Raw genomic sequence first — 16,880 nt, 5'->3', positions numbered from 1 at the left:
TTCGGGCGAGGTGAAACACTGCCGTCACGGACTCGTCACCCCGGTTCACGGGCCCGACACTGTCCGCACCTCGGACAATGGATTGGACAAGCCTCGTGGGGTCGAACGCATGATGGCCTCACGCGCCCGCGTCGTACGTAGCTGAAGGAGTCACCGTGAGGGTCGGAATCGTCGGAGCCACCGGACAGGTCGGCGGAGTCATGCGCGGCATCCTCGCCGAGCGGAAGTTCCCGGTCGACGAGCTGCGGCTCTTCGCCTCGGCCCGCTCCGCCGGCTCCACGGTGGAGTGGCAGGGCCGGGAGATCACCATCGAGGACGCCTCCACCGCCGACTACTCCGGCCTGGACATCGTCCTCTTCTCCGCGGGCGGCGCCACCTCCAAGGCCCTCGCCGAGAAGGTCGCCTCCCAGGGCGCCGTCGTGATCGACAACTCCTCCGCGTGGCGGAAGGACCCCGAGGTCCCCCTCGTGGTCTCCGAGGTCAACCCGCACGCGATCAAGAACCGCCCCAAGGGCATCATCGCGAACCCGAACTGCACCACCATGGCCGCGATGCCCGTGCTGCGCCCCCTCCACGACGAGGCCGGCCTGACCGCGCTGATCGCCACCACCTACCAGGCCGTCTCCGGATCCGGCCTGGCCGGCGTGGCCGAGCTCGACGGCCAGGTCAAGGCCGTGGCCGGCGAGGCGACCAAGCTGGTCCACGACGGCGAGGCCGTCGCGTTCCCCGAGCCGGGCGTCTACAAGCGCTCCATCGCCTTCAACGTGCTGCCGCTGGCCGGCTCCATCGTCGACGACGGCTCCTTCGAGACCGACGAGGAGCAGAAGCTCCGCAACGAGTCCCGCAAGATCCTGGAGATCCCGGAGCTCAAGGTCTCCGGCACCTGCGTGCGCGTCCCCGTCTTCTCGGGCCACTCCCTCCAGGTCAACGCCCGCTTCGAGCGTCCGATCAGCGTCGAGCGCGCCTACGAGCTCCTCAAGGACGCCCCGGGCGTCGAGCTGTCCGAGATCCCGACCCCCCTCCAGGCCGCCGGCAAGGACGCCTCGTACGTGGGCCGCATCCGGGTGGACGAGACGGTCGACAACGGCCTCGCGCTGTTCCTCTCCAACGACAACCTCCGCAAGGGCGCGGCGCTGAACGCGGTGCAGATCGCGGAGCTCGTGGCCGAGGAGCTGCGCGGCTGACGCCCGCGTGCGCGAACGCTGACGCTGACGCGGAAGGGGCGGTGCCGGTGACGGCACCGCCCCTTTGCATTCGATTTGCATTCAAAAAGGGCACGTCCTGTTCGCCTCTGGATTACTCCTGCCCGGCGGCGGGTCCCGCGTGGAAGGATGGCCGGGCAACGTCACCATCAAAGGAGATGAACGCGTGCCTGGCACGAATCTCACCCGTGAAGAGGCTCAGCAGCGGGCGAAGCTGCTCACCGTCGACTCGTACGAGATCGAACTCGATCTCAGCGGCGCGCAGGAGGGCGGCACCTTCCGGTCCGCGACCACCGTGCGCTTCCAGTCGGCCGAGGCGGGGGCCGGGACCTTCATCGACCTGGTCGCGCCGGCCGTGCACGACGTCGTGCTGAACGGCAAGGCCCTCGACGTGGCCGCCGTCTTCCGCGACTCGCGCATCGCCCTGGACCACCTGGCGGGCGGGGCCAACGAGCTCCGCGTCGTCGCGGACTGCGCCTACACCAACACCGGCGAGGGCCTGCACCGCTTCGTCGACCCCGTCGACCAGCAGGCGTACCTGTACACCCAGTTCGAGGTGCCGGACGCGCGGCGGGTCTTCGCCAGCTTCGAGCAGCCCGACCTGAAGGCGACGTTCCGGTTCACCGTGACGGCCCCCGAGGGCTGGACGGTCATCTCGAACTCTCCGACGCCCGAGCCCAAGGACCGGGTGTGGGCCTTCGAGCCGACCCCGCGCATCTCCTCGTACATCACCGCCCTGATCGTGGGCCCGTACCACGCGGTGCACAGCACGTACGAGGGCAAGGACGGGCAGGTCGTCCCGCTCGGCATCTACTGCCGCCCCTCGCTCGCCGAGTTCCTCGACGCGGACGAGATCTTCGACGTCACCCGGCAGGGCTTCGACTGGTTCCAGGAGAAGTTCGCGTACGACTACCCGTTCGCGAAGTACGACCAGCTCTTCGTGCCGGAGTTCAACGCGGGCGCGATGGAGAACGCGGGCGCGGTCACCATCCGCGACCAGTACGTCTTCCGCTCCAAGGTGACGGACGCGGCGTACGAGGTGCGCGCCGAGACCATCCTGCACGAGCTCGCGCACATGTGGTTCGGCGACCTGGTCACCATGGAGTGGTGGAACGACCTGTGGCTGAACGAGTCGTTCGCCACGTACACCTCGATCGCCTGCCAGGCCTACGCCGAGGGCTCGAAGTGGCCGCACGCGTGGACCACGTTCGCGAACTCCATGAAGACCTGGGCGTACCGGCAGGACCAGCTGCCCTCGACGCACCCGATCATGGCCGACATCCGTGACCTGGACGACGTCCTGGTCAACTTCGACGGCATCACGTACGCCAAGGGCGCCTCGGTGCTCAAGCAGCTCGTCGCGTACGTGGGCATGGACGCCTTCTTCAAGGGCGTACAGGCGTACTTCAAGGCGCACGCCTTCGGCAACACGCGCCTGTCCGACCTGCTGGGCGCCCTGGAGGAGACCTCGGGCCGCGACCTGACCGCCTGGTCGAAGGCGTGGCTGGAGACGGCGGGCATCAACGTGCTGCGTCCGGAGATCACGACGGACGCGGACGGGGTCATCTCCGCCTTCGCCGTGCGCCAGGAGGCCCCGGCCCTGCCGGCCGGCGCCAAGGGCGAGCCGGTACTGCGGCCGCACCGCATCGCGGTCGGCCTGTACGACCTCGACGGCGGCAAGCTGGTCCGCACCCAGCGGATCGAGCTGGACATCGACGGCGAGCTGACGGCCGTGCCGGAGCTGGTCGGCCGGACCCGTCCGGCGGTCGTCCTGCTCAACGACGACGACCTCTCGTACGCGAAGGTCCGCCTGGACGAGGTCTCGCTGGCCAACGTCACCGCGCACCTGGGCGACTTCAGCGAGTCGCTGCCGCGCGCGCTGTGCTGGGCCTCGGCGTGGGACATGACGCGGGACGGCGAGCTGGCCACGCGCGACTACCTGGCGCTGGTGCTGTCCGGCATCGGCAAGGAGTCGGACATCGGCGTCGTGCAGTCCCTGCACCGCCAGGTGAAGCTGGCCATCGACGTCTACGCCGACCCGGCGTGGCGCGAGCAGGGCCTGGCCGCCTGGACGGACGCCACCCTGGAGCACCTGCGCGCGGCCGAGGCCGGCAGCGACCACCAGCTGGCGTGGGCCCGCGCCTTCGCGGCGACGGCGCGCACCGGGGAGCAGCTCGACCTGCTGGGCGCGCTGCTGTCCGGGGCGGAGACGATCGAGGGCCTGGTCGTGGACACCGAGCTGCGGTGGGCGTTCCTGGAGCGGCTCGCCGCGACGGGGCGCGCCGACGAGGCGGAGATCGCGGCGGAGCTGGAGCGGGACGCGACGGCGGCGGGCGAGCGCCACGCGGCGACGGCGCGCGCCGCGCGCCCGACGGCGCAGGCCAAGGCGGAGGCCTGGGCCTCGGTCGTGGACTCGGGCGACCTCCCGAACGCGGTGCAGGAGGCCGTGATCGGCGGCTTCGTCCAGAGCGACCAGCGCGAGCTGCTGGCGCCGTACGCGGAGAAGTACTTCGCGGTGGTCAAGGACATCTGGGACAGCCGCAGCCACGAGATCGCGCAGCAGATCGCGGTGGGTCTGTACCCCTCGCTCCAAGTCTCCCGGGAAACCCTGGACGCGACGGACGCCTGGCTGGCCTCGGCCGAACCGAACGCGGCCCTGCGCCGCCTGGTGTCGGAGTCCCGCTCGGGCATCGAGCGCGCCCTGAAGGCCCAGGCGGCGGACGCGGCGGCGAGCGCCTGACGGCGGGCGGGCCCGCGCCACTCGCGGTGCGGGCCCGCCATCTCCCCCGCGAGGGGCCGGGGGCGGGTCGGCGCCTGCCCACCCGCCTCCCCGTCTGCGGGCCGGTGGGGTGGGGGCGGTATCGCGGCGGGGCGGTCTCAGGGAAGGGTTGGGGGTTTCCCATCAGTCCCACTGTCCTTCCGGTTCGGGCCGCCCTGTCACGGGCGCTCCTCCGTCGCGTCGCTTCGCGATCGCCTTCGGCGACCCTTGACAGACCGACCCGCCCCGGAAAGACAAGGACTGCCGGGAAACCCCCAAAGGAACGGGACGGACGTTCCTTGGACATACGGCCGTGTCAGGGATCAGCCGGGCAGACCGGGGCCCGGCAGACCACACATCCGGCCCCCATCACCGTCAACCGGTGCCAGCCCACGCATCAGATCGCTACGCGCTCCTCCCGTCTCGGCGTCCGCCGCCCGTCTGGGGCCGCTACCCGCACGAAATGCCCATCAGGACCCCATCCGGAGTGGTCGGCGCCCCAGATCGCTACGCGCTTCCCAGGTCTCGGCGTCTCCCGGCCGTCTGGGGCTGGTCATAGGCGGGCTGGACGTTGGCGACGGCCGTGGTGAATTCACGGCCGGACGCACCCCGGATGTAGGCCAGTTCCATCCAGTGCTCGTAGGTGTCCGAGTCCGAGACGTCCTCGTTGATCACGGCCATCAACACCCCCTCGACGCCGGAGGCGATGTCACGAACACGCCGACGGAGGAGGCGGTGGGGGACGTATTCGTACTGCTCACTCATGGGGCGGCTTCTCGAAGGAGCCGCAGAAGCGCTCCCAGCCGACGAGCGGGCGACTACAGGGACGCAACATCCCACTTTGGTGCGCTTAGTTGGCGACTCCCAGGAAGTCGGCCAGCTGTCGGAGGCCTGGGGGGTGGTGCGGGCCTGCCCAGAGGTCCGAGACGATCGCTACCGCCAAGGTGTGGTAGCGCATCCACCCAGGTGCCACCTTGCGCAGTTTCTCCAGCGCCTTCACCGCTCCGGCTGCGTCTCCCAAGTCCGTGTGGGCGCGGGCCAGGTCCAAGAGCAGCCATGTGCGCCACGAGGGGGGTGTCTCCTTGCTGAGCCTTATGCCTCGGGCCAGCTTCAGCGCTTCTTCCGGGCGCTCGTGTTGGACGGCGAGGCGGACACGCTCGATGCGTACCGACGAGCGGCTGAAGACCGAGACGAGTTTGCCGTCGGCCGGGGGAGGCAGGGTGGCAAGGCGGCCTGCCGCCTTTTCGGCGGTCACCATCATGTCGTTGGCGGTCGCGTAGTCGTCGCTGCGGGCGTAGGACGTTGCTGCGGACATCAGCAGCCCGCCCCAGACGCGGACGCCTTCGGAGGTGTCGGTGTGTTCCCGTTCGACTGTGTCGGCGGCGTGCACGGCCAGGTTTCGGGCGTCGTCCAGGCGGGCCTGGCGTTGGTAGGCCCAGGCCACGGAGTTGGACAGCATCGGTACCAGCAGGGGGTCGGAGGAGTCGCCGGCTGCGGCGTAGGCGCGCTCCAGAGCCGAAAGGGCGAGGTCTGTCTTGCCCAGGCGGATGGCCAGGTGGCCGCCCAGTTGGAGTGCCTTGCCGAGGCCCGCCTGACCGGCCGCCCGCTGCTCGGCGTTGCCCACGGCTGCGAGGAGCCGGGCATCGGCGATGATCCCTGGCAGCACCTCCATGAGGCGGCCGAAGTTCGCCGCGTGGTAGAGGGTCCAGCCGTCCGCCAACTCGGCTCGCAGGAGAGGGAGGGACAGCCGTTCGACGCCAGCCGGTTCGGCGGGAAGAGCGAACAGCGGCGGCATGATCGCCCGTCGGACGGCGACGAGTGCCGGGGAGTCCGCCTCGCCGGTCGACGGGACGCCTGGTGGGTCGCCGAGCAGGCTCGTCAGCTCGACGCCCAGGCCCTTGGCCAGGGCATGGAGGGTGGGCAGGCGTGCGCTGTGCTTGCGTTTCTGTTCCAACTTGCGGACGACATCCGCTGATACTCCGGCGCGTTCCGCCAGACCTTCTTGGGTCAGGTCGGCGAAGCGACGGAGACGGCTCAGCCGGTCACCCAGGTGCTCAGAGGCCATGCCGCAAAGCTACGCCGTGGGCTGGTCGGATGACACGGTGGCGGAAACACCCGAGGAGGTGCTGACTCCACCATGTTCGTCGGGGCCTTCGATGCGGGCTGGGAAGGGCACGAGTCTGCTACCTACAAGATGATGCGGACCCCGCGGTTTGAGAGGGGACGAGCAGTGATCGAGGCGGAGCTGAAAGCATGCGTCCACGCACCGCAAGAAGCGTTGCGGCGGCTGGACGAACGGGCCGAGGGCCGGGTCGAGGTATATCAGGACACCTACTACGACACCGTGGACGGAACGCTGGAGGCACGGGACGAAGAGCTGCGGGTCCGGACCGTGCACGGTCCGGAGGAGACCCGCACCCTCCTCACGTACAAGGGCGCCCGCGTTGATGAGGAATCCGGGTCCAAGCCCGAACATGAGACCCGGGTCGAAAACGCCGAAGCGGTCCACGCGACCCTGCGTGGTCTCGGCTACGTGCCGGCCATCGCATTCGAGAAAAGGTGCAGGAACTACTCCTTCCAGGCCCGAGGCCGGCAGATGCTCGCCACCCTGGTCCGCGTTCCCGAACTGGACGGCACCTTCCTTGAGCTGGAGACCCAGGTGGAGGAGAAGCACGTACCCGCAGCCCTCGACGACATCAGGACCGTCCTCGCCGAACTGGGCATCGGCCCGGACGACCTCACGACCGAGCTGTATACCGCAGCGGTTAAGGCCCACCGCCTGAACGAAACCGCTCGCAACTTAGTCCGAAAGTGCGGCTACTGGCGAACCGGGAACGGCCCAGTCGTCCGACGAGCGCGCCAACCTGGTCGTCATTTCTTGCGGATATCAGCCCCGGAGTGCCGTCGGACGCCGAGATGACAGGAGCGCGTAGCGATCTGACGCGTCCACCGGCCCCGGATGCCCATCTCATCGGCCGTTCGTGCGGGTAGCAGCCCCAGACGGCCGCCGGACGCTGAGACGGGAGGAGCGCGTAGCGATCTGGTGCGTGGGGTGGCGCCGATTGATGGTGATGGGGGCCGGATGTCTGGTCTGCCGTGTCCCGACGACCCCGAAGGGTCGCTGATCCCGCCGCATGTCCCTCTCCGGTCCGTCCCGTTCCTTTGGGGGGTTCCCGGCAGTCTTCGGCTTTTCGTGGCGGGGCGGTCTGTCAAGGGTGGCCGAAGGCCATCGCGAAGCGACGCGACGAAGGAGCGCCCTTGACAGGGCGGCCCGACGCGGAAGGACGATGAGACTGACGGGAAACCCCCAAGCCGTCTCTGAGACCGCCCCACCGGGACCCCGCCCCTCCCCCGCCCCCGGCCCGCTGTCCCGCCGCCGTCGGCTACCCCCGGGCAGCCGCCGTCGTCCGGAGGGCGGCCAGGACGTGGGCCACCGCCGGGGTGGACTCCGCGCCGCGGCGGAGGGCCGCCACGACGTGGCGGGTGGGGCGGTCGTGGGTGAGGACACGGAGGGTTACGCGCGCCGCGCGGGCCGAGACCATGCGGGGGACCAGGGCGACGCCCAGGCCGGCCTCCACCATGGCCAGGATCGCCGTCCAGCCGGAGGCCGTGTGGGCCTGTTCGGGGAGGAAGCCCGCCGCCTCGCACGCCGAGCGGGTGATCTCCGACCAGGGGCCGCTGCCGCCGTAGATCCACCGGTCCGAGGAGAGATCGGCCAGACGGACGACGGGGGCCTGCGCGAGGGGGTGCTCCGGCGGGAGGGCCACGTCCAGGGGGTCCACGAGGAGCGGGATCCGGGTGAAGCGGCTGTCGTCGCCCGCGCTGTGGGCGGCGAGGGACAGGGCCAGGTCGACGGCGCCGGTGGAGAGGAGGTCGTACGACTGCGCCGCGTCCGTCTCGCGGATCCTCACCTCCACCCCCGGGTGCTGCCGTTCCAGGGCGGCCACGGCCGGGACGACCAGGGAGGGGATGGCGGTGGAGAAGGCACCCACGCGGACCTCGCCCACGTCCCCCGCGAGGTAGCCGGCCAGTTCGGCGTCGGCGCGTTCGAGCTGGGCGAAGACGGCGTCGGTGTGGCGCAGGACCAGGTGGGCCGCGTCGGTGAGGCGCACACCCCGGCCCTGCGGCTCCAGCAGGAGGACTCCCAGCTGACGGGCGAGGTTGGTCAGCTGCTGCGAGACGGCCGAGGGCGTCATGTGCAGCGCCTCGGCCGTCGCGGTGACCGTGCCCCGGTCGGCCAGGGTCCGGAGGATGCGGAGTTTCTTGATGTCCCAGTCCGTCACGGGCTGAAACTACCGGCGGGTCGCGCTGGCCAGGGCCACGCCGCCCAGGATCAGTGCCATGCACAGGAGTTGGGCGGGGCCGGTCCGCTCCCCCAGGAGCAGGAGGCCGAGGCCGGCGACGCAGACCGGCTGGAGGTAGTAGACGACGCCCGCGCGGGCCGCGCCGATCAGGGAGACGGCCTTGTTCCAGGAGAAGAAGGCGACGGCGGAGGAGAAGACGCCGACGTAGAGGAGGGGGCCGATGGTGGCGGGCGTCGCCTCGAAGCCGCCCTGTACGTGGAGGGATATCGCGTACGCCGGGGCCAGCATCAGGGCGCCGAGGACGAAGGTGGTGATCAGGAAGGCGAGTCCGCCGATCTCGGCCGGCTTGCGCTTGAGGAGGGCGCTGTAGGTGGCGAAGGAGAAGGCCGCGGCGAACATCCACAGGTCACCGGCGCCGAAGTCGAGGGGCAGGGAGCCCTTGCCGACCAGGAGCAGGACGCCGAGGGCCGCGAGCAGCATGCCGAAGACGCGGCGCGCGCCGAGCCGTTCGCCGCCAAGGCGGGCGTACAGGGCCATGATGACCGGCGAAGCCGCCATGATCGTGCCCATGTTGGAGGCGGAAGTGGTCAGTCCGGCCTGGTGGACGATGGTGTTGTAGAGGGTGACGCCGAAGAGGGTGGCGAGGCTGGTGTAGCCGATGTGCTCGCGGATCAGGGCCCGCTGCCGCCAGGCCTGGCGGGCGGCGAAGGGGGTGACCGCGACGGCGGCGATGATCCAGCGCCAGAAGACGGCCTGGACCGGGGGGACGGTCCCGGACATGCCGCGGGTGGCGACGAAGCTGCCGGACCAGACGACCGTGGCCAGCAGGGCGAGGAGTACGCCGAGTCCGACGGCCCCCTTCCTGCCCGTGCTGCTCGTGGTCTGCTGCCGGTCCTCTCGAGATGTGGTCCGGGCGCGGTCCGTGACGGCCACTGCTGGTCTCCCCTTTCGGTGGTGCGGGTGTGGTGGGATCACCGTCGCACTCCTTGACCGTCCAGGTCTATCGAAAGATTTCGATGGATTGATTCAGGGAAAATGAAATGTCCCCGGGAGGTCGGGGGCGACCTCCCGGGGACCCGGGGGAGAGAGGTGGCTGGGGGTTCAGGCGACCTTGACCTTCGGCGTCTCGGTGCGCGGGGCCTTCTGCGGCTCGGTGGCCTTCGGCTTCGGTGCCCGGCCCGGGAGCTGTCCGAAGACGGTGGCGCCGAAGGCGATCACCATGCCCAGGACCTGGACGGGGCTCAGGGCCTGGCCGAGGGCGGCCCAGCCGATGACGGCGGCGGTGAGCGGGGAGAGCGGGCCGAGCAGGGTGACCGAGGTGGCGGAGAGCTTGCCGATGCCGCGGAACCAGAGGAAGTACGCGGCGCCGGTGTTGATCAGCATCATGTAGCCGTAGCCGAGGAAGGCCTTGCCGTCGAGGGCCGGCGGGGCGCCTTCGATCAGGGCGGCGATCGGGATGATGACGAGTCCGCCCGCGGTGAGCTGCCAGCCGGTCACGGCCAGCGGGCCGACGCCCTCGGGGCGTCCCCAGCGCTTGGTCATCACGGTGCCGGCGCCCATGGAGGCCGAGGAGACGATGCCGGCGATGACGCCGACGAGGTCGAGCTGGGCCTGGGAGGTCAGGACTACCATGCTCACGCCGAGCGCGGCGACTATCGCGGCGAGGACGTTGCGCAGCTTGGCCTTCTCCCCCAGGAGCAGGGCGGCCAGTCCGACGACGAACAGCGGGCCGGCGGAGCCGAGGACCGCGGCGACGCCGCCGGGGAGGCGGTAGGCGGCGAGGAAGAGGAGCGGGAAGAAGGCGCCGATGTTGAGGGTGCCGAGGACCGCCGACTTCCACCACCAGGCGCCCTTGGGGAGGGCCCGGGAGAGGGCGACCAGCAGGAGACCGGCGGGCAGGGCCCGCATCGCGCCGGTGAAGAGCGGCCGGTCCGGCGGCAGCAGCTCACTGGCGACGAAGTAGGTCGAGCCCCAGGAGACGGGGGCGAGTGCGGTCAGGACGATGGTGGTGACTCGGTTCACGGTCACTCACTCCTCGGGCAGGTGATGGGTACGGCGGGCGGAGATCTTGGCCGCGACCTACCCGGGGGCCCGTCCCGGCCTCCCCGGGTAGGTCGCTGATAAGTAGCTTAGCAGTAAGCTACTTTTTAGCAAGCTACTTTCTTGTGGCTGAGTAAACGGAACCCGGATACTGGTGGGCATGACCGCACTGAAGAACGACACCGCCCCGGACGCCGTCGACGCGATCACCGACCAGTGGTTCGCGGTGCGCCCCGATCTCGACACCACGCCGATGGCCGTCTTCGGCAGGATCTACCGGATCTCCAAGGCCATGGGGGACGCGGTGGAACGGGCGTACAACCGCCACGGGGTCTCCCGCGGGGAGTTCGACGTCATCGCCACGCTGCGGCGATCCGGAAGCCCCTACACGCTCTCGCCGCGCGAGCTGTCGGCCACGCTGATGCTCACGACGGGCGGTATGACCGGGCGCCTGGACAAACTGGAGAAGGCCGGGCTGCTCACCCGCAGCCCCGATCCGCACGACCGGCGCGGGCTCCAGGTGACCCTCACGGAGCGGGGGCTCGCCCTGGTGGACGAGGCGGTCAACGACGGTATCGAGGTGAACCGGGCCGGCCTCGCGGAGTTCAGCCCCGAGGAGGTCGAGGCGCTCGGCGGGCTGCTGCGCAAGCTCCTCGCCGGCATGCCCTGAGACCGGCGGGCCGCAGTACCCCGCGTCCGGGCGCCGCGCGTCCCGGCCGCCCGCGTCCGGGTACGCCAAGACGCCGGAGGTCGGCACGGGGCCGGCTCATGCCGGCTCCGCGGACCTCCGGCGCCCGGAAGTGCTGGAGTCGTAGGACCGCCCGGGGGCGGGTCAGCCCTGGTTCGGCTGCTTGCGCGACTTGTCGCCGACCATCACGAGACCCGCGATGATCAGGAAGATCACGATCGGCGCGGCCACGTACAGGCCGAGCGTCTCGCCGATGCTCAGCCCCTTGCCCGGGTCGTCGCCGTCGTCGCGGGTGAGCGCCAGGGCGGGAGACGTCATCAGCAGCATCATCAGCGCGGTTCCGGCCGAGACGGCGCCGGCGCGCAGAGCGTTCTTCTTGTCCACGGTGCAAACGTAGCGAACACCTAAAGCGGGCGCGCGCCCGGGGGTGCCGTACGGGTCCGTGCGCCCTCCCGCACCGCGCTCAGCAGGGCGTTCGCCCGAGGGGAGGCCGTCAGCGCCTCCAGGGTCAGCGGCCGGCCCGCCGCGTCGGCCACCGGCAGCCGCCAGTTGGGGTACTGGTCCCAGGTGCCGGGCAGGTTCTGCGGCCGCCGGTCCCCCACCGCGTCCGGCAGCCATACGCCGACCAACCGGGCCGGGGTGCGCAGCAGGAAGGCGTACAGGGCCCGTACGGCGCCCTCCTCGTCCTTGGCCTCCAGCCCGAGGCCGTCCAGCACGCTCAGCCACTGCGCGGTGTCGGCGGCGTCCTCGGCCCGCTCCTCCTCCACGGGGCGGGTCAGCAGGCCCAGCCGGTCGCGGAGTTCGACGTGGGCGCCGGCCAGTTTGGCGGCGGTGGGCGGCAGGTCGTGGGTGGTGGCGGTGGCCAGGCAGTCGGCCCGCCAGGCCCGGGGGGCCAGCGGCAGCCCGTCCCCGGACCAGTCCCGCTCGAACCAGAGCACCGAGGTGCCGAGGATCCCGCGCCGGGCCAGCGCCTCCCGTACCCGGGGCTCGACCGTCCCCAGGTCCTCGCCGACCACCACGGCGCCCGCCCGGTGGGCCTCCAGCACCAGGACCGCGAGCATGGCCTCGCCGTCGTAGGAGACGTACGTGCCCTCGGCGGGCGGGGTGCCCTCCGGGATCCACCAGAGCCGGAACAGGCCCATGACGTGGTCCACCCGCACCGCGCCCGCGTACCGGAACACCCCGCGCAGCAGGGCCCGGAAGGGGGCGTACGCGTGGGCCTCCAGGACGTCGGGACGCCAGGGCGGCAGCCCCCAGTCCTGGCCGCGCGCGTTGAAGGCGTCCGGCGGGGCGCCGACGGAGACGTGCCGGGCGTGGAAGGGGCCGGACCGGGCGTCGGAGCCCTCGGGGTGCACGCCGACGGCCAGGTCGTGGACGATGCCCACCTCCATCCCCGCCTCCCGGGCGGCCCGCTGGGCGGCGGTCAGCTGGGTGTCCGTCAGCCAGACCAGCCAGGCGTGGAACTCGGCCCGCTCCGCGGGCTCCCCGGCGGCGGCCGCGCACCAGGCGGCGTGCAGGTCGAGCCCCTGGCCCTGGGCGGCGCGGAACGCCCGGTAGGCGGCCTCGCGGGCGGGGGTGCGCGGGACGGCGTGGAGCAGTTCCAGGGCGGCCCGCTTGAGGGCCCAGACGGCGTCCCGGTCGATCAGGGCGCCCTTCTCCAGCACCTCGCGGCGCAGCTCCCCGCCCCGCGCGGCCAGTTGGGCGAGGGCCTCGCGGTCCGGGCAGGCCTCCCATTCGGGGAGGTCCTCGACGCGCAGGTGGACCGGGTCGGGGAAGCGACGGGAGGCGGGCCGGTAGGGGGAGGGGTCGGTCGGGGTGCCGGGGACGGCCGCGTGCAGGGGGTTGACCTGGATGAACCCGGCGCCGTGGGTGCGGGCGGCCCAGCGGGCCAGTTCCGCGAGGTCGGCGAGGTCGCCCATGCCCCAGGAGCGCTCCGAGAGCAGGGAGTACAGCTGGACGAGCAGGCCGTGGGACCGTTCCGGCGCGGCGGGGGCCCGGTCCGGGGCCACGATCAGGGTGGCGCCGGCGGTGCGGCCGTCGGGGGTCTCGGCGGTCACCCGGTGCACCCCGAGGGGCAGGCGCGGGTCCCACGCGGCCTCCCCGGCCCCGTCCTCCAGGGTGACCCGCAGCCGGGTCCCGGCCGGCAGCGCGGCCAGGGCTGCGGGGGCGGGCTCACCGCGCCACTGGACCAGGGTCGGCGGGAGCAGCCGCCCGGCCGCCTCCCGTTCGGCGGAATCGGCCTTCTCCCGTACGTCCTCGGGGGTGCCGACGGGGACGCCGATCAGGCCGAGCACGGTGCGGACCGTGGCCGGGGGCACCTGGACGGTGACGTCCTCGGCGGGCTGGTAGGAGGTGGCGACGCCGTGGTGGGCCGCGAGCCGGGCGAGGTCGTCCATCTGCATCCTTGGGGCTGGGAGGGTTATGAAACCGCCTCGCTGGTGAGCGGGGCCTCCTGTACGAGCGGGGTCTCGCTGGTCAGCGGGGCGTACGCGGCACCGGGCAGCGGGGTCTCGCTGGTCAGCGGCGCTTGCGCGCACCCGGACAACGGGGAGGCGCCCGCCGGGGGCACGTCCGCCGGGCCCGACCGGGCGGGGAGGTGGGCGAGCGGGGCACGGGTGCGGGTGGCGGGCGGCGCGGTGCGGGCTTCCATGGGGGCTCCCTCGTACGTGCTGGGGACCGGTGCTCCGGACCCGGCTGGTCCGGCGGATCCGCCCATGCAACACCTGTGCCGGACACCGCAGCCATACCCAGTCCGGGGCATCGCATTCCTGGCCGATCTTGGTCAGATCGCCCCGCGCGCATTGACACTTCAGCCGCACGGGTGGTGGGCTCGGGCTCATTCGTACGGGCGGGGGACGACTCGGGACGGGGAGGCTCCGTGCAGCTCAGGGGCAGGAAGCGGAGCACCGCGGCGGCGGTCGCGGTCATAGGCTCGCTGCTGGGCGGGGCGGTGGCCTCGGTCCCCGAGGGCATGCTGGCCGCCACCCCCAAGTCCCCGGCCGTGCCGCGTCCCGACGGCGGGTCGGCCGCCGTGGCCTCCGGCGGCCCGGGACCCCTCCTCGACCCGGCCTCGGACGTTCCGCGAGCCCCCTCCGAGGGTCCCGCCGTGTGGCCTCGGCCGCAGTCGGCGTCGGCCGATCCGGCCCGCGAGGTGCCGGTCGCGGCGGAGGCCGTCCTGGTGGCGCCGTACGACGTGGACCCGTACGCCGTGGACGTCGTACGCGCCGCCCTGCGCGCGGCCGGCGTGCGGACCCTGCACGACCGGCCGCCGGGGGCGGTGCTGCCCGAAGGGGCCCTCGTCGTACGGCTCCAGGGGGCGGACGCGGAGGCGGCGCTGCTGGCGCTCGGCGCGGCCCCGGCCGGGGACCTGCCCGGGGGCGGGTACCGGCTGGCGGTGGGGAGGACCGGCGGGCGGGACACCGTCGCGCTGGCCGGAGTGGGCGGGGACGGGCTGTTCCACGCCGCGCAGACGCTGCGTCAGCTGCTGGCGGCCGGGGGCGGGAAGGTGCCCGGGATGCTGGTGCGGGACTGGCCCATCGCCCCGGTGCGCGGGGTCACCGAGGGGTTCTACGGACAGCCCTGGAGCCGGGAGCAGCGGCTCGCGCAGCTGGACTTCCTGGCCCGCACCAAGCAGAACCGGCTGCTGCTGGCGCCCGGTGACGACCCGTACCGAACGACGGCCTGGCGCGAGGAGTACCCGGCGGCGGCCCGCGAGGAGTTCCGGGAGCTGGCCGAGCGGGCGCGGGCCGATCACGTGACGCTGGGCTGGGCGGTCTCCCCGGGCCAGTCCATGTGCCTGGCGTCGGCGGACGACCGGGCGGCGCTGCTGCGCAAGGTCGACGCGATGTGGGACCTGGGCTTCCGGGCGTTCCAGCTCCAGTTCCAGGACGTCAGTTACGCCGAATGGGGCTGCCGGGCCGACCGGGTGCGGTACGGGACGGGGCCGGTGGCGGCGGCGAAGGCCCACGCGGAGGTCGCGGGCGAGCTGGCGGCGCACCTGGCCCGGCACCATCCGGGGGCGGCGCCGCTGTCGCTGCTGCCGACGGAGTACTTCCAGGAGGGCGCCACCGCCTACCGGACGGCCCTGGCCGGGGCGCTGGACGCGCGGGTGGAGGTGGCCTGGACGGGCGTGGGCGTGGTGCCGCGCACCATCACCGGCAAGGAGCTGGCCGGGGCGCGCTCCGCGCTCGGGCATCCGCTGGTGACGATGGACAACTACCCGGTCAACGACTGGGACCCGGACCGCATCTTCCTCGGCCCGTACGCCGGGCGGGAGCCGGCGGTGGCGAGCGGGTCGGCGGCGGTGCTCGCCAACGCGATGGCGCAGGGCACCTTGTCGCGGATCCCGCTGTTCACGGCGGCCGACTACGCCTGGAACCCGAGCGGGTACCGCCCCGGGGAGTCCTGGGCGGCGGCGGTGCGCGATCTGTCGGGCCCCGACCAGCGGACCCGGGCGGCGCTGGCCGCACTGGCGGGGAACACGGCCTCCTCGGGGCTGAAGATGGAGGAGTCGGCGTACCTGAAGCCGCTGGTGGAGGAGTTCTGGCGGGCCCGTGCGGCCGGGGACAAGAACGCCGGGGAGAAGCTGCGCGCGGCGTTCACCGTGCTGCGGGAGGCCCCGGCGCGGCTGCCCTCCCTCGCGGGCGAGGCGGGGCCGTGGCTGGAGCGGCTCTCGCGGTACGGGGCGGCGGGCGAGCTGGCGGTGGACCTGCTGCGGGCCGAGGCCCGGGGCGACGGGGCCGCCGCCTGGCAGGCCTCGCGGGACCTGGCGGCGGCGCGGAGCGCGCTGGCGGAGCAGGAGGGGGTCCGGGTGGACGCCTCGGTGCTGGACCCGTTCCTGGCGAAGGCGGCGGCCGAGTCGGACGCCTGGACGGGTGCGGACCGGCCCGCCGGGACGGTGCGGCGGGAGCCGGGCTCGTGGACCGTGCGGCTGGAGGAGCCGCGTCCGCTCGCGGCGGTCACGGTGATGACGGACCCGCTGGGGCCGGGGTCGCGGGGCGCTTCGGTGGAGGTGCGGGTCCCGGGTGAGGGCTGGCGGCGCATCGGCGAGGCGGCGGGTTCCGGGTGGACCCAGGCGGACGCGGGCGGTGTACGGGCGGACGCGGTACGGCTGACGTGGGCGGGTGAGGACCCGGTGGTCCACCAGGTGGTGCCGTGGTTCGCGGACGACCCGCAGGCCGGGTTCGAACTGTCCGACGAGGGCCGGGTGGACGTGGAGGCCGGCGGGGCGGCGCGGACGGTGTCGGCGCAGCTGTCGGCGGTGCGGCCGGGGGAGGTCAAGGGCGCGCTGACGCTGTCGGGGCCCGCGCCGGCGGGCATCGAGGTCCGCCTGCCGGGCCCGGTCACGCTCCCGCGCGGGGGCCGGCTCTCCCTCCCGGTGGAGGTCCGCGTCCCCGCGTCCACCCCGGCGGGCACGTACGCGGTCCCCCTGGTCTTCGACGGCCAGGTGCGCACCCTGACGGTGCGGGCGGTGCCGCGCACGGGCGGCCCCGACCTGCTGCGCACGGCCCGGGTGACGTCCTCGGGGGACGAGTCGGCGCGCTTCCCCGCGTCGGCGGCGGTGGACGGCTCGGAGCTGACCCGGTGGTCCTCGAAGCCGGTGGACGGGGCGTGGTGGCAGGCGGAGCTGGCGGCCCCGGCGCGGGTGGGGGTGCTGAGCCTGCACTGGCAGGAGGCGTACGCGTCGGCGTACCGGGTGGAGACCTCGCCGGACGGGTTCACCTGGCGGCCGGCCGCCTCGGTCTCCTCCCGGGGCGGCACGGACACGATCCGTCTGGACCCGGCCGTGGAGACCCGCTACCTCCGCGTCACCTGCGACCGCCGCGCGACCCCGTACGGCTGCAGCCTCTGGTCGGCGACGGCCTTCGCGGTGGCGCCGTAGCCCTGCC

The 16,880-nt window shown here is 72.8% G+C and carries 12 protein-coding genes and 1 pseudogene; 5 read left to right on the top strand and 8 right to left on the bottom strand.

Annotation, left to right across the window (positions count from 1 at the left end; translation table 11 throughout):
• Positions 1-155 precede the first annotated feature (155 nt).
• Both ABT403_RS29955 and pepN read left to right on the top strand, forming a co-directional pair.
• Entirely contained in the window at positions 156-1,184 is a 1,029-nt protein-coding gene (locus ABT403_RS29955) for an aspartate-semialdehyde dehydrogenase (RefSeq protein ID WP_344156276.1), read from the top strand.
• A 184-nt stretch (positions 1,185-1,368) separates the two neighbouring features.
• Positions 1,369-3,942, top strand: a complete 2,574-nt coding sequence (pepN, locus tag ABT403_RS29950) for an aminopeptidase N (protein WP_344156279.1) — start codon at positions 1,369-1,371, stop codon at positions 3,940-3,942.
• A 525-nt stretch (positions 3,943-4,467) separates the two neighbouring features.
• On the opposite strand, the gene ABT403_RS29945 is transcribed toward pepN, so the two are convergent.
• Together ABT403_RS29945 and ABT403_RS29940 are read right to left on the bottom strand one after the other, a co-directional pair.
• Positions 4,468-4,725: a hypothetical protein gene (locus ABT403_RS29945; protein ID WP_344156282.1), complete on the bottom strand. Its 258-nt coding sequence runs from the start codon at positions 4,723-4,725 to the stop codon at positions 4,468-4,470.
• A gap of 85 nt (positions 4,726-4,810) precedes the next feature.
• Positions 4,811-6,025 (bottom strand): helix-turn-helix domain-containing protein, encoded by a 1,215-nt coding sequence (locus ABT403_RS29940; protein WP_344156285.1) that lies wholly within the window; start codon positions 6,023-6,025, stop codon positions 4,811-4,813.
• A 165-nt stretch (positions 6,026-6,190) separates the two neighbouring features.
• On the opposite strand from ABT403_RS29940, the pseudogene cyaB reads away from it, so the two are divergent.
• Positions 6,191-6,739 (top strand): annotated as a pseudogene (gene cyaB, locus ABT403_RS29935) (class IV adenylate cyclase); the annotation flags it as partial.
• 604 nt (positions 6,740-7,343) lie between these two features.
• Here cyaB and ABT403_RS29930 read toward each other — a convergent pair.
• From ABT403_RS29930 to ABT403_RS29920, 3 genes are all read right to left on the bottom strand, one after another.
• A complete protein-coding gene (locus ABT403_RS29930; protein WP_344156288.1) occupies positions 7,344-8,243 on the bottom strand; it encodes a LysR family transcriptional regulator in 900 nt (299 codons plus the stop codon).
• A gap of 9 nt (positions 8,244-8,252) precedes the next feature.
• Complete coding sequence (locus ABT403_RS29925) at positions 8,253-9,197, bottom strand: DMT family transporter (RefSeq protein ID WP_344156291.1); 945 nt, start codon at positions 9,195-9,197, stop codon at positions 8,253-8,255.
• A 168-nt stretch (positions 9,198-9,365) separates the two neighbouring features.
• Positions 9,366-10,286, bottom strand: a complete 921-nt coding sequence (locus ABT403_RS29920; RefSeq protein WP_344156294.1) for an EamA family transporter — start codon at positions 10,284-10,286, stop codon at positions 9,366-9,368.
• A gap of 178 nt (positions 10,287-10,464) precedes the next feature.
• Here ABT403_RS29920 and ABT403_RS29915 point away from each other — a divergent pair, with 178 nt between their 5' ends.
• Positions 10,465-10,974, top strand: a complete 510-nt coding sequence (locus tag ABT403_RS29915; protein ID WP_344156297.1) for a MarR family winged helix-turn-helix transcriptional regulator — start codon at positions 10,465-10,467, stop codon at positions 10,972-10,974.
• A gap of 162 nt (positions 10,975-11,136) precedes the next feature.
• On the opposite strand, the gene ABT403_RS29910 is transcribed toward ABT403_RS29915, so the two are convergent.
• From ABT403_RS29910 to ABT403_RS29900, 3 genes are read right to left on the bottom strand one after another with little or no spacing between them, the layout of a single operon-like run.
• Positions 11,137-11,376: a hypothetical protein gene (locus tag ABT403_RS29910; protein ID WP_344156300.1), complete on the bottom strand. Its 240-nt coding sequence runs from the start codon at positions 11,374-11,376 to the stop codon at positions 11,137-11,139.
• A 20-nt stretch (positions 11,377-11,396) separates the two neighbouring features.
• Positions 11,397-13,394 carry a 4-alpha-glucanotransferase gene (locus tag ABT403_RS29905; RefSeq protein WP_344156305.1) on the bottom strand — a complete coding sequence of 666 codons (1,998 nt, stop codon included), beginning with the start codon at positions 13,392-13,394 and terminating at the stop codon, positions 11,397-11,399.
• A gap of 17 nt (positions 13,395-13,411) precedes the next feature.
• A complete protein-coding gene (locus ABT403_RS29900; RefSeq protein WP_344156308.1) occupies positions 13,412-13,642 on the bottom strand; it encodes a hypothetical protein in 231 nt (76 codons plus the stop codon).
• Positions 13,643-13,870: 228 nt separating this feature from the next.
• Between ABT403_RS29900 and ABT403_RS29895 the strand changes: the two genes are divergently transcribed.
• On the top strand, positions 13,871-16,873 hold the full coding sequence (locus ABT403_RS29895; RefSeq protein WP_344156311.1) for a beta-N-acetylglucosaminidase domain-containing protein: 3,003 nt from the start codon (positions 13,871-13,873) through the stop codon (positions 16,871-16,873).
• Positions 16,874-16,880: the final 7 nt, after the last annotated feature.

Origin of the sequence: Streptomyces sp. NPDC000075, from assembly GCF_040301925.1 — a bacterium.
GTDB lineage: Bacteria > Actinomycetota > Actinomycetes > Streptomycetales > Streptomycetaceae > Streptomyces > Streptomyces polychromogenes.
Note: the sequence above shows the minus strand (reverse complement) of the source record. Positions and strands in the feature narration are given on the sequence as shown.